Below are 14369 nucleotides of genomic sequence, written 5' to 3'. Positions count from 1 at the left end.
GACTATACTCAATGACTTTATGGGCGGCATTTGTCCGCCCCTGAACCGACAAAAGGACATTAACACGGTATGTACCAACAACATCACCCTTTGTTAAGCGCCTCTCTCGGCACCCAGCGTGAAATTATCAGTTTTCATTTTGGCGATGATCACAGTCGCCAGGTCTATATTCAGGCTTCCTTACATGGCGACGAGATCCCGGGGATGGCGGTGGCCTGGTATCTTAAGCAGCGTTTACAGGCGCTGGAATCTGCCGGACGACTCAAAGCTTTTTTCTCCCTGATACCGGTATCCAATCCGCTGGCCCTGAGCCAACACTGGCACGGTACGCATCTGGGACGCTTCCACGCACAGTCCGGCCAGGATTTTAACCGCAAATTCCCGTCTCTGGGTGCACTTCTGGCGGGGGAACTGGCCGAGACGCTGACCCAGAATGAGAGTCAGAACCGGCAGCTGATTCGTGATGCGATTGACCGTTACTACCGTGACACAATCGCCAAAACTGAACTGGAAGCCCAGCGTTATACGCTGATGCGCATGGCCAGTCAGGCCGATCTGATGATTGATTTGCATTGTGACTGGGAGGCGGTTCCACACCTTTACACCACGCCACATGCATGGCCGGATATCGAACCCTTAGCACGCTGGCTGGGCAGTGAAGTGCAGCTACTGGCACAGATATCGGGGGGTGAGCCCTTCGACGAAGCCTGCTGTGAACCCTGGCTGACGCTGGCTGAAAAATTTGGTGAAACATTCCCGATGCCGCGCGGCCTGCTGCCGGTAACGCTGGAGCTACGTGGCGTACGTGATGTCTCGCCTGAACAGGCTGAGCAGGACGCAGATGCGATCATTAACGCGTTGCAGGAATCCGGCTATATCTCTGCGGCCGATACGTCCGTGTCCGTTGAAGTCGCTGCGCCGGTGATTGGCGGTGATGAGCTGGTGTCGGTGGTGAGCGGCGGCGAGGATGTGGTCGGTGTGGATGAGAGCGGCACCGGACTGGGTGCGCCTGGTGTGGCGCAGGCCGCAGAAGAAGGCAGTATTATCAAGCAGCGACACACTGAAGGCACGTCGGCTTTAATGCCGCCGCTTAAAAATCCCCCGACGCCGCTGGCGGGTTGTGAATATGTTCACTCACCGGTATCGGGCCTAATCCTGTATCGCAAACCGCTGGGCGCGCGAATCCGTCCAGGGGAAGTGGTTGCGGAGATTGTTGATCCTGTCACCGACCACATCACGCCGCTGGTCGCAGAATTTGGAGGCGTGCTATACGCGCGACACTGGGCCAGATTTGCGACGGCAGGCATGCTGGTGTTAAGGCTGGCGGGCGATAAGGCGGTGAGGAGTGGGGAGTTGTTGGTTTAAACCCGGATAAAATTAGATGCTATTATATTTTCTAATAAATTATTGTTAAAATTGAATCAATTTCACCTCGAAAATTGATTGAGAGCAAAGTGATAAATAAGGCTGATCTAAAATTTAGACCAGCCTTATTTTTTATCGTTCCCGATGACGATTGCTAAGAAGAGCGTTGCGGCCGATAACAATAACTGAACCCAATAAAGCACCAATTAAAAAAGCAAGAATTAAAGTAGAGCCCTTCTTAGGACTCATGCGTTTAAATGGAAGGTCTGGCTGAGAAATATAACGATAAGATTGTAAGTTCTCAACTTCGATTTTAAGATGAGTCACTGCAAGCAAAGCCCGTTGTGCTTCATAATATTCTTTACTAAAATCAAGAGGTTTTGAATTTTCATTCTTAACCATAGCATTAAGAGCATCACTGCCTAATAAATATAAAGTATCATCTGACAGAAACTCTGCCTGATTTACTTGCAACTTACCTACATTAGACGCATCAGCAATTTTTAAAGCCTGCTTGATAACATCAAGCCGATGCTGTTTCTGGTTCAATGCTACTTGAGTATATGTATCCAGAGTATTAGTAAGCTCACGTGTTTTTACACTTAAATTTCTTTTGATATCATCGCCATAATCTTTAACGACTTCATTATTAATCTGAGATATATATTGCGTTAGTTGCATTTGAGCTTCTTTTGCAGTATGTCCTACAAATGAAATGCTTATGGCATCGTCGCTCCCTTTAACTGGACTTATTGTCAGTGAGAGTGGCGTTTCAAGATTATTAAGAGCTGCTGATAAAGCACTCATAGAAGCAGTAAAGCGGTTGAATAATTGGTTTTGAAGTCCCGTAAGTGAAGGTTTATCCTGTGGGGAATCAGCATAAACTATACTTAAAGCAGCATTATAATTTGCTACTTGCCCAGCTGCAGGAAGGGTTACTACTGAAGTAGAAACCCATTTTTCTTTTACAACGTGAAGATAAATCAAACTAATAAAGATAGAAATAATAATCGCTGTAAAAATAACAACTTTCCCACGCCAAAGCTGTATAATCAAATCAATTAGATCAATTCCAGATTCATCAGCCCTGGCTTTCACAAAAAAACCATTTTGGGATGAGAAATTATCATTTTCATCATTTTTATTCATAATAAATTCATTAATTCAGTTGAATTACCTACAGTTATTGGTTAATACTCAAGAGTATTAGCATACAAAAAGCCTCTCATGAATAAGAGGCTTTCATATATTATTTACTCAAGCCATTCAGTGTGATAAACGCCTTCTTTATCAATTCGTTTATAAGTATGCGCACCAAAGAAGTCGCGTTGTGCCTGAATTAAATTAGCAGGCAGAACTGCTGAGCGGTAGCTGTCATAATATGCAACTGCTGACGAGAAGGTTGGTGTTGGGATTCCGTTCTGAACGGCAAAAGCAACAACATCACGGAGTGCTTGCTGATATTCATCAGCAATTTTTTTGAAGTAAGGCGCTAAAAGTAAATTAGCAATATTTACATCCGCGGAATAAGCATCAGTAATTTTCTGAAGGAATTGAGCACGGATAATACAACCTGCACGGAAAATTTTGGCAATCTCGCCATACTGCAGATCCCAGTTATATTGATCTGATGCAGCCTTTAGTTGAGAGAAGCCTTGAGCATAAGAAACAATTTTGCCCAAATACAAAGCTTGACGAACTTTTTCAATAAATTCGGCTTTATCTCCGGTGAAATTTTTGGCTACTGGCCCACTTAAAACTTTAGAAGCCGCGACACGTTGAGATTTAAGAGAAGAAAGGTAGCGAGCAAATACAGATTCTGTGATTAATGATAACGGCTCACCGAGGTCAAGAGAACTCTGGCTCGTCCACTTCCCCGTCCCCTTATTAGCTGCTTCATCTAAAATGACATCAACTAAATAATTACCATCTTCATCTTTTTTGGTGAATATATCTTTAGTAATGTCTATAAGATAGCTACTTAATTCACCATTATTCCATTCCGTAAAGGTGTCGGCTAACTCTTCATTTGTTAAGTTCAGTGCACCTTTTAACAGAGAGTAGGCTTCTGCGATTAACTGCATATCACCATATTCAATGCCATTATGAACCATTTTAACGTAATGGCCTGCGCCATCAGAACCTATATAGGTTACACATGCTTCGCCATCTTCAGCGCGGGCAGCGATTTTATTTAAAATAGGTGCAACAAGCTCATAGGCTTCTTTTTGACCGCCAGGCATAATTGAGGGGCCTTTAAGCGCGCCTTCTTCACCACCCGATACACCTGTACCAATGAAATTGAAACCTTGATCGGAAAGTTCTTTATTGCGACGAATAGTATCCTTATAAAAAGTATTACCGCCATCGATTAAAATATCGCCTTTATCAAGATGCGGTGTCAGTGAAGCGATAGTCTTATCGGTAGCTTCGCCAGCCTGCACCATTAACAAGATGCGACGTGGTTTCTCAAGGGAATCGACGAAATCTTCAACAGAATAAAATGGAGCCAGCTTCTTGCCAGGGTTCTCAGCAATCACTTCATCCGTTTTTTCACGTGAACGATTAAAAACTGAAACAGTATAACCGCGGCTCTCAATGTTAAGTGCCAAATTACGGCCCATTACCGCCATACCTACAACGCCGATTTGTTGCTTAGACATTTTTGACTCCTTCTGTGCTCTTCGCGCCAGGCGCGATTAAAATATGGTTAAAATTATACCCTAAAGGATACATCTTAGTAAAAAAAAGAGCGAACGCTTAAAAATAGATAGAAAAAACAGTCAAAAACACGTTTTATTTGATAGAAGAATTTACGTAAGATTTGACATGCTTGCTTAGTATAAACCTCAACGCACTGGTCAGATGCCATAAAAAATGCTTACTAAAAATTTTACGGTTGTTATGCTGAGCCATATGCAAAGCCTTTATTTGAGGGAAATACAAGAGTTTCATCCCTTGTGATTTTGCTCTGTAACAGATATCAATATCTTCGCAGTACATAAAATAATTTTCATTAAAACCCTGCACTTTTCTGTAAGATGATGATTTAAATGCCATGAAAGAGCCTGCGACCCACTCCATATCCACCGCCTCTTCATTAGCAGAAAAATTGGCAAAATAACATTCTCTTTTAATACCAACTAATGATGAAAAGAATGATATAAAAGTAGGATATTTACGTATTGATAAATCTCTATTTTTAAAACTTTCGTCTTTAAAAAGAGAGATCCCTGCAACGTCAGAATCATATTTACCAATTAACGCTATTAAATCTTCTATGCTTTTAGTATTTATGGAAACATCGGGGTTGATAAGAATAAATATGTCATCGTCTTGCATACCGAGAACGTCAACACAATATTTAAAGTTGACATTGTTATTACTTCCAAACCCAAGCCCATAATCACTATCTATAAGATGTATTTTGTTAATTTTACAAAAACCATTTAACACTTTACTATCTTTAGCAGTATTATTTTTTAAAACAAGATTATAATTTGCTGCGAGATCCCGAAAAAAAACTGTCTTCATAATCATGTCAGCATGATTATGTGAAACTACAGAAATAAAAACACTCATAAAATGGCCATTTAATGAAGAATTAATTTTGCAGATGAATATAAAAAGATAGCTGCACTTATCAAAATATATAACCGATATAAAGGCTTACTGGACTCAGCAAAAACATTTAGCGCGAGCACAAAAAACAGAACATCATATATACAATAAAAATCAGATAACCTTATTGCTAAAGAATCATTTCCTCTAAAAAACCAACCCAGCACCAAGCTAAAAAAAGATATAAAAAATGACAAAAAAAGCAAATAATTATTTCTAACAAGCTCTTTATCTTGATTCAGATAAATCCAACGCAGAAAAAATATAAAAATTGAAATTTTGATTAAAACATACGTGTTAAATAAAGGGATAGCTGATGTTTGATATGAACCATCTACATAGGGTGCAATCCTTTCTTGCAAAAAAGGAATTTTTGCCATTAGTCCCATGAACAGCCTGTAAGGATCGATGAGAACCACGCAAAAGGATAGTATAAATGAGATAACGATAAAATTGAAAAGGTTAGCGCTTTGTCTTTTTCTCAAAAACGAATGAAGTGGAATCACTACCAATATTAGTATCGCCGAAAGATGAATTGAAGCAGCGATTAAAAAAAACATACCGGCTCGCAACCTGTATGAATTCAAATAGAAAAAGAAAGATAAAAAGCCCAGACCAATGGCAGCACCAGCACGATATTGTATTAAGTCATGAATTATAAATAATCTGGATAGATATAACACACCAAACCAAAAAAACATTTCTGCATTGAGAAATCTATAAGCAACAAGCATTTTTGTACTAATCGAAATAGTAAACAAAATAAATATTACACCCAAGACTCCTAAGCTTAAAAAATAAGAAAAATTTGATAGGAAATAAAAGCCCGGATCTTTTAACAAGACCCAAGTGTCAAGGTATGACAGGTTTATCGAAGATTCATACCAATTAAGATAGGATTGAAAATCAGGTGAATCTGTAAAGTCAAAAAAGATAAATACAGCGATAGCAAGAAGGAAATATAAAATTAATATTATTTTTTTATTATCTGTAGTCATCTTTTTTTACCGGACCGACCGCATATTCCATCCCAAATACCTTTCAACATATGAGAGGTGTGCTGAAGAGGTTTTTCAGTGAAAAAAGCATATACCAAGAACCTCGGAGCCAGTTTAATAACTTCCATTTTCTTCCATTGAGAATGAATATGTTTCATTCTTAATAGATGAAAAACGTTTCGGAAATAATAATAATGTCGAATGGGTGAATGATTGACATACGTCCGATTCAGAACCTTAACCGGCTTACCACCAATCTCATGACTCATTTTCAACCAGGGTAATCCTACTATCTGATACCCTGCATGCCTTGCACGCAGGCACCATTCAATATCCACAAAATCGATAAACAGTTTATCAAGCATAAAACCGATATGTTGGATAGTTGAGAGCCTAATCATTGAGCCAGACGTTATAACATAAGAAGCCTGAATAGGCTCATTGCCTACTGCGGGTTGCCTGACAATTCTGTCTTTTTCACAGACAATAAACTCAGCATTTTTATTGATTGCATTATCAAAATACGAAGGAGATACCAGACAGGTTTTCTCATCAGTACTTTCAATATATTCTATTAAAGATACTATTAAATCATCTTCGGGTTCACTATCTTGGTCTAACAAAAATGCAAACTCATAATTTTTTTCTATTAAATAGGTAAGGCCCTTGTTTAATGCTGTTGCTATTCCTTGATTTCCATTCAAATTGATAACTGTTGCAGAGGGCAATGTATAATTTTGTGGCTTTTCACTGTTATCAACAATGACAACATCATATTTTTCACTTAGCCTGCGAGCAGTCTCTACATTTTCTATTTCAGGGTGATAAAAGACTATGATGATGCCAAATTTTTTATTATACATTTAAAATCCACCTGCTAAAGAATGCATACATTTGTTTAGTTTTGCTTTAATGCGCCTTTTTAAACTCGAATTAGAGGCTTTATGAGGTACCAAATTAAAATCCTTTTTAAGGAACCTCGCATCACTTTTGCCCAAACTCTTAATTCTGAACATGTTGGTCCAAACCACATACATTAAGGATAATTGATCGCGCTTTACCCCACTCAAATATTCTTTGTACCAATCGTCCATTAACATATTGATGGATGTGTCTTTTTTTCTAATAATGATAGAACACTCATAGAGACCATAATGAGAAGGAAATCCAGACTGTTTATATTTTCTCATCTGTCTGTAAATATTCCATTGCCAGTCATGGCCGATCAATAAGCATTCAATGGCTTCTTCATATAAACAATTACGAGCAAAATGTTCGTACATGAATATTTTTTCATCTTGACTTGTCACTGTCTCCACCAACAATGACAAATCACTTAAGATTTCTATATTGCCGTCAATATAAATTGTTAACTCGTAATTATCAAAATAATGAAAAATATGTGGTGTAATTTTAACCTTACGATTGATGGTTTTCTTATCAAGTCCTGAGAATTTTGCTTCTTCATTAACTTGAATTAATTTCCAAGGATAAGGCACATCAATATTGGTATCACTAAAGCATAAATAGTCAATGTTACTGTTAATAACAGCTGGCTTTTTAATTTTATCGTATCCACCAGTAACACAAGTGTAAACGGCAATCTTATTCATTTTTTTACCAGAAAATTAGCTAAATTACAAAGGCCCCAGATTTTTTCGCTATTATCTTTAAGTCCATTTTGATGCTCGTACCACATTTTTTCTATAGCACTGCCATTAAACTTGTCCGACGGTAATGATTTTAATCTATCGTAAGCCCAGTCTTTTAATTCGACTTTCAGCCAACGTTTCATTGGCAGCGAAAATCCTTGCTTAGGTCTATCAATCAACGTCCTGTCCACATATTTGTAGAGCATATCTTTAAGAATTTTTTTCTGTACTTTATGATCTATTTTGTACTGTGTTGGTAAGTGGTATGCAAACTCAACAACTTTATGGTCAAGAAATGGCGCGCGCGTTTCGAGGCTAACAGCCATGGATGCTCTGTCCACTTTCGTTAACACATCATCTGGAAGGTAATAATTCAAATCGTGAAGGCAGACTGATGTTATTCCATCTTTAAATTTCGGTGCAGGATCCGAGAAACGTTGCGGATTATTTAACATAGGAAATTCTGAATTTCTGTATTTATCCATCCAAAAATCATTGAGTTGATATGGCTCTTTAAAATTCCATGCCAGCGATAAGTTTTCAGCTCTTTGTAAATAGGGATTTAAGCCTTTTATTTTTAATCTTTTGAGGGTGTTTGAAACTTTGGCTACAGGTAGCACCGATAATGCATTTGTTTCCCATAATTTTTTTAACAGAGGATACTGATTGTAACCCATGAATAATTCATCGCCACCGTCTCCGGATAAAGCTACTGTCACATGCTCCCGTGCAAATTGGCTCACCATAAAAGTAGGTATTTGAGAACTGTCCGCAAAAGGTTCATCCCAAATCCTTGGGATTTTATCAATTATATTAAGAGCTTCATCTGGGGTGATATTATAATTGAAATGTGTGGTTCCGAGATATTTTGCGATTTCGATAGCATGTTGCGATTCATCGAATTCTTTATCAGGCATTCCAATAGAAAAAGTAGTAACGTTTTGATTATTCTTTTTAAGTAATGCAACAACAGCACTTGAATCAATACCTCCTGATAAAAAAGCACCCACTTTTACATCAGCAATAGACTGTAGCGCTATAGTATTGGTTAATATAACGTCTAATTCTTCTAAAGATTTATTGTAGTCTTTTTTTTCGTAATTATTATTATCAGTTAATGAAGACGAGACTGACCAATAGCAAACAGGCTGAACATCAGCTTTTGCCAAAATATCTTCGTACGTGACACGCAAGTAGTGTGCAGCTTTTAATTTTTTAATATTTTTATATATTGAGTTGGGTGATGATATGTAGTTTTTGTGTAGAAACCCGTTAACGGAATCCCAGTCTATTTCTTCACTGAAGTCCGGATGTTCTTTTATCGCTTTTAATTCCGATGAAAATATAAAAGACCCACCCACATATCCATAATATAGTGGCTTTTCACCCAAGCGATCCCGTGCTAAACTTAACGTTCTTTTACGAACATCCCATAGCGCAAAGGCATACATCCCCGTCAGGTTTTCAAGTGTCTTAACTAAACCCCACTCTATAATACACTTTAATAAAGTTTCGGTATCTGACATCCCCCTCCAATTTAATGGCAGCGTATTTGACAATTTATTGCGAAGTTCAATGTGATTATAAATTTCGCCATTAAAGGTTAACACGTAATTGCCACAATCACTGACCATAGGTTGATGACCGGATGCGGTTAAATCTACAATTGATAAACGGGTGTGACCTAAAAATAAATTGCAGGAATCGTCATGCCAAATACCATCGGAGTCAGGGCCCCTGTGTTTAATAGTAGCCAGCATATTAGCAATAATATTTTTGTTTTTGTGTTCACCAATAAATCCAACTATCCCACACATGACGATCTCCGGAAAAATATTCTTATGAAATATATTACATTGATAATTTGAGCCAAGCCAAGCCCCAGCAACCAACCTTCACTGCCTAAAAACCTCAATAAGAAACCACCCAACAACATGGAAATGATGGTTATCGATATATTTATTTTGATTATTTTGCTACTTTCATTAATAAGATTTAAATAACCGGTTATAACTGGACCATAAATACCAAAAAAAATATAAAACGCAGCCGAGTACAAAACTTTATATGCATCTTCGTATTGACTACCAAATATATAATTTTCTATTTGAGCCTCAAATAAAAACAGTCCTAATAAGATACCAAGAGAGAATAATGTATAAACGCCTACAACGAACAGGACTGTACCCCTGTATTTTTTAAAGTCCTTATTAAAAATTACAGTCAACTTAGGATACGCCGCCACATGTGTTAATATTCCTAATGAAATAAAAAGGTTCATGAATCTTTCAATAGCGGCATAAACACCACTCTGAGCCGAACCGTAAAAATACGAGACAATTAAAACACCTGACATTGTGTACAGTGCCGAAATCATCTGCGATATAAAAATATCGCGACCATCCTTAATTACACCGAATGGTTTTAAAATTCTTATTTTATCTATATTCCAGACAGAAAAAATAAAAGTTAATAAACCATTAATTGCTGCCGACAAAACCAGACACATGATAGCTACAGCATAGCCATCACTTTTTTTCAAAAAAAAGTAGGCAAAAATAAATGTTGCTATAGAGCCTAAGATGGAGCAAACACTACTGATTAAAAACTTACCATTATATTGTAAAAACCATGCGCTATTTAAAACCCATGAAAATGGCATAATAAGAAACAAAAGATAGACCAGACTATATTTTTCATGATTAATAAAAAAATACACAAAAAATAAAAAGGTCACCAGCAAAAACAAAGCACCTTTCGCTGACAATATTACATTAAAAATATATTCTTTTTTATCACTATTTTCCGCTATCAGTTTTGGACCAGTCATATTAAAGGAATACTGGATTATTACTGACATATATGTAACCAGACTTAAAAAAACTGCCAGTTTTCCATAATCATAAACACCAATAATTTTAATAATCATTGGCGACACATAAAATACTGTCAAACCACCAAATAAAAACTGGACAGCCAGAAAGAAATTATCAAAAACTATTTTCTTGTAATGCCCCATACTGCTATCTCATATTTCGCATAAAATTAATTATTTATATTAGCGTTGAGTTTTTTTAACCAGCTGACAATTCATTTCTAAACTATCAGCTGATTAGTTTGTTTTATTTCGTATGCTTTTAAGGCACTTTGTTAAAACCAGGTTGATTGCGGTCTTTATCAGACAGCAGAGGTGAGTTCACTAAAGGCCATTGAATACCGATGTCAGGATCATTCCACATCAGACCTCTGTCACTTTCTGCATGATAATAATTTGTCGTTTTGTATAAGAACTCTGCAGAATCACTCAAAACTAAAAAACCGTGTGCAAACCCTTCAGGAATCCATAACTGACGCTTGTTTTCAGCCGATAAATGCACACCTACCCACTTCCCATAGTATGAGGAATTCTCACGTATGTCGACGGCTACGTCATAGACTTCGCCCGTAACACAACGGACTAACTTTCCTTGAGAGTAGGGTGGAATTTGATAATGCAATCCTCTAAGCACGTTTTTAGCAGACTTAGAGTGGTTGTCTTGAACAAACTCAATCTTTTGCCCAACCGCTTCATCAAATTTTTTCTGATTAAAGCTCTCCATAAAGAACCCGCGCTCATCTCCAAAAACTTGTGGTTCAAAAATAAGCACATCTGGAATTTCAGTTTCAATCACTTTCATGCTTAATAGCCTTTCAACATTTTCATCAAGTATTGCCCATACGCATTTTTTAAAAGTGGTTTAGCCAATTTCTCAACTTTTTCAGCTGATATAAACCCTTTACGGAAAGCGATTTCTTCAGGACAAGATACTTTCAGCCCCTGTCGCTCTTCTATTGTCGCAATGAAATTGCTTGCCTCGATCATACTCTGATGCGTTCCTGTATCGAGCCACGCATAACCTCGCCCCATCATGGCTACAGACAGGCGTCCCTGTTCAAGGTAGAGACGATTAATATCGGTGATTTCAAGTTCACCACGATTAGAAGGTTTAAGATTCTTAGCCATTTCGACGACATCGTTGTCATAAAAGTATAAACCAGTGACCGCGTAGTTGCTTTTAGGTGTATCAGGTTTTTCTTCCAGGCTTATTGCCGTGCCTTGCTTATCAAATTCAACAACGCCGTATCGTTCTGGATCATTTACATGATAGGCAAAAACAGTCGCACCATTTTCTTTTTCAATAGCAGCTTCCATAAGCTTTGGCAAATCATGGCCATAAAATATATTGTCACCTAATACTAATGCGACGTTGCTGTTTCCAATAAAGCTTTCGCCAATAATAAATGCTTGTGCTAATCCATCAGGAGAAGGCTGAACCTTATATTCTAAATTGATGCCCCACTGACTTCCATCACCAAGTAATTGCTGAAAACGCGGTGTATCTTGAGGCGTACTTATAATTAAAATGTCTCGAATCCCGGCCAGCATAAGCGTAGAAAGCGGATAGTAGATCATAGGCTTGTCATAAATTGGCAGTAGCTGTTTACTGACAGCCATTGTTACAGGGTAGAGTCGGGTTCCAGATCCACCCGCAAGAATTATGCCTTTACGCTTTTCCATATATTTTTCTCTTTAAGCACAAAATGCCTGATCTCAGGCATTAGCGGATTATCAAATTTTTAACTTAATAGTTCTTTCAGCGTACGCTTAACACCAATTTCCCATTCAGGCAAATTCAGCTTAAATGTCCGCTGAAATTTAGTATTATCTAGTCGTGAATTATTTGGACGGGGAGCTGGCGTCGGATAAGCACTGGTTGGAACCGCTTTAACGCTTTCTAGTTCAAGCACGGCACCGTTGTTACGCGCTTCGGAAAATACTAATGATGCATAATCAAACCACGTGGTGATACCGCCCGCTACCAGGTGATATATACCGCAAACCTCGGGTTGGGAAACGGCAACACGAAGTGCATGAGCTGTACAGTCGGCCAGTAACTCCGCACCTGTAGGTGCGCCAAACTGATCGTTGATGATGGACAGCTCTTTTTTGTTTTTTGCAAGGTTCAGCATTGTCTTAGCAAAATTACTTCCTTTTGCTGCATAGACCCAACTTGTGCGAAAAATCAGATATCTGGTGCTGTGCATCTGAATCGCTTTTTCACCCGCCAGTTTACTTGCACCGTAAATATTAACAGGCTCCGTGATATCACTTTCGCGCCACGGCGTTTCGCCCTGGCCCGAAAAAACATAATCTGTTGAGTAATGCACAACCCATGCATTGATGTTTTCAGCTTCTTTTGCAATAACTTCAACGCAGTCAGCATTTAATAAGTAAGCTTGTTCACTGTCAGATTCTGCTTTATCGACTGCCGTGTAAGCCGCAGCATTAACTATGATGTGCGGCTTGAGCTGTCTGATAGTTTGCGCGATAGCATCAGGTTGACTTAAATCACCACAATACCCTTGCGAATGCCTGTCAAGCGCAACAACATTACCTAGTGGCGCAAGTGCTCTTTGTAGTTCCCAGCCCACCTGCCCTGATTTACCCAAAAGCAGGATATCCATTACTGACGCTCTCCGTAGTTATCTTCTATCCAGCTTTTGTATGCACCACTTTTCACATTGTTAACCCATTCAGTATTGTGTAAGTACCACATTACTGTTTTACGGATACCACTTTCGAAGGTTTCCTGAGGTTTCCAATCTAGATCGTTTCCAATTTTGCTCGCATCAATAGCGTAGCGGCGATCGTGTCCAGGCCTGTCTTTTACATAGATGATTTGCTCACGGTAAGACAAATCTTTGGGCACGAGTTCATCTAATAAATCGCAAATTGTGAATACAACATCGAGATTTTTCTTTTCGTTATGACCGCCAATATTGTATGTCTCACCTATTTGTCCAGATGTCACAACTGTATAGAGCGCTCTCGCATGATCTTCAACATACAGCCAGTCACGAATCTGGTCGCCTTTGCCATAAACAGGTAATGATTTACCTTCAAGCGCATTAAGTATGACGAGAGGGATAAGTTTTTCTGGAAAATGATAAGGACCGTAATTATTAGAACAATTGGTGACAAGGGAAGGTAGACCGTAGGTGCGTGTCCATGCTCTTACCAGATGATCGCTGGATGCTTTTGATGCAGAGTAAGGGCTGCTTGGTGCATACGATGTGTTTTCTGTAAACAAGGGAAGTGGTTGAGATTCTGTTACTTCGTCGGGATGAGGTAAGTCACCATAGACTTCATCCGTTGAGATATGGTGAAAGCGAAAAGCGTTTTTCTTCGATTCATCAAGCTTGAGCCAGTATTGACGTGCTGCTTCCAGTAAAGTGTATGTCCCTACAATATTAGTTTCTATAAATGCTGCAGGTCCAGATATTGAACGGTCGACGTGACTTTCTGCAGCGAGGTGCATAATTGCATCGGGTTGATGGCGTTCCAGCACAGAAGCCATTTGGCTTGAATTACAGATATTTGCATGTTCAAAACTGTAACGTTCACTGTTCTCAACATCTTTGAGTGACTCAAGATTACCTGCATAGGTTAGTGCGTCAACGTTTACAACGCTATCTTGCGTATTCTTAATTATATGACGAACTACCGCGGATCCAATAAAACCTGCACCACCAGTCACTAAAATTTTCACGATTGCTATCCAGAATATTATTTCAAGTTCAACATATTGAGCCAATCTCTAATTAATTGGCTCAGAATGCAATTTACTTTGTGTGTTAAATTTAGTCTTCGCTACATCTAAAGTGCCGCATCTTAGCCAAAATAAATGTAAGT

At 38.6% G+C, this 14369-nt stretch carries 13 protein-coding genes; 1 reads left to right on the top strand and 12 read right to left on the bottom strand.

The window, feature by feature from the left end; all coding sequences use genetic code 11:
* Positions 1-69: 69 nt before the first annotated feature.
* Positions 70-1365, top strand: coding sequence for a succinylglutamate desuccinylase/aspartoacylase family protein (locus RAC60_RS08565; RefSeq protein ID WP_375093352.1), 1296 nt, complete (start codon positions 70-72; stop codon positions 1363-1365).
* Positions 1366-1497: 132 nt separating this feature from the next.
* On the opposite strand, the gene wzzB is transcribed toward RAC60_RS08565, so the two are convergent.
* From wzzB to rfbB, 12 genes are all read right to left on the bottom strand, one after another.
* A complete protein-coding gene (gene wzzB, locus RAC60_RS08560) occupies positions 1498-2514 on the bottom strand; it encodes an LPS O-antigen chain length determinant protein WzzB (protein WP_375093350.1) in 1017 nt (338 codons plus the stop codon).
* Between the two features lie 104 nt (positions 2515-2618).
* Positions 2619-4028, bottom strand: coding sequence for an NADP-dependent phosphogluconate dehydrogenase (gene gndA / locus RAC60_RS08555; protein ID WP_375093349.1), 1410 nt, complete (start codon positions 4026-4028; stop codon positions 2619-2621).
* Between the two features lie 133 nt (positions 4029-4161).
* Positions 4162-4947, bottom strand: coding sequence for a galactosyltransferase-related protein (locus RAC60_RS08550; RefSeq protein WP_375093347.1), 786 nt, complete (start codon positions 4945-4947; stop codon positions 4162-4164).
* Between the two features lie 11 nt (positions 4948-4958).
* Positions 4959-5984, bottom strand: a complete 1026-nt coding sequence (locus RAC60_RS08545) for an EpsG family protein (protein WP_375093346.1) — start codon at positions 5982-5984, stop codon at positions 4959-4961.
* Complete coding sequence (locus tag RAC60_RS08540; protein WP_375093345.1) at positions 5981-6847, bottom strand: glycosyltransferase family 2 protein; 867 nt, start codon at positions 6845-6847, stop codon at positions 5981-5983. Before RAC60_RS08540 ends, RAC60_RS08545 begins: the two co-directional genes overlap by 4 nt.
* Positions 6848-7597, bottom strand: coding sequence for a glycosyltransferase domain-containing protein (locus RAC60_RS08535; RefSeq protein WP_375093344.1), 750 nt, complete (start codon positions 7595-7597; stop codon positions 6848-6850). It abuts the gene before it with no gap.
* Positions 7594-9453, bottom strand: coding sequence for an asparagine synthase (glutamine-hydrolyzing) (gene asnB / locus RAC60_RS08530; RefSeq protein WP_375093342.1), 1860 nt, complete (start codon positions 9451-9453; stop codon positions 7594-7596). The genes RAC60_RS08535 and asnB overlap by 4 nt, the downstream gene beginning before the upstream one ends.
* A complete protein-coding gene (locus RAC60_RS08525) occupies positions 9441-10655 on the bottom strand; it encodes an oligosaccharide flippase family protein (RefSeq protein WP_375093340.1) in 1215 nt (404 codons plus the stop codon). Before RAC60_RS08525 ends, asnB begins: the two co-directional genes overlap by 13 nt.
* Positions 10656-10773: 118 nt before the next feature.
* A complete protein-coding gene (rfbC, locus tag RAC60_RS08520; protein ID WP_375093339.1) occupies positions 10774-11313 on the bottom strand; it encodes a dTDP-4-dehydrorhamnose 3,5-epimerase in 540 nt (179 codons plus the stop codon).
* 2 nt (positions 11314-11315) lie between these two features.
* The gene (rfbA, locus tag RAC60_RS08515; RefSeq protein ID WP_375093337.1) at positions 11316-12194 is read right to left on the bottom strand and encodes a glucose-1-phosphate thymidylyltransferase RfbA; all 879 of its coding nucleotides are present in this window, start codon (positions 12192-12194) and stop codon (positions 11316-11318) included.
* 59 nt (positions 12195-12253) lie between these two features.
* Positions 12254-13141: a dTDP-4-dehydrorhamnose reductase gene (gene rfbD / locus RAC60_RS08510; protein ID WP_375093336.1), complete on the bottom strand. Its 888-nt coding sequence runs from the start codon at positions 13139-13141 to the stop codon at positions 12254-12256.
* Complete coding sequence (gene rfbB / locus RAC60_RS08505) at positions 13141-14226, bottom strand: dTDP-glucose 4,6-dehydratase (RefSeq protein WP_375093334.1); 1086 nt, start codon at positions 14224-14226, stop codon at positions 13141-13143. Before rfbB ends, rfbD begins: the two co-directional genes overlap by 1 nt.
* Between the last annotated feature and the right edge of the window lie 143 nt (positions 14227-14369).

Source organism: Pantoea sp. BR_17 (assembly GCF_041955125.1).
GTDB classification, from domain to species: Bacteria; Pseudomonadota; Gammaproteobacteria; order Enterobacterales; family Enterobacteriaceae; genus Pantoea; species Pantoea stewartii.
The sequence above is the reverse complement of the archived record's forward strand: the minus strand, read 5'-3'. Positions and strand labels throughout refer to the sequence as shown.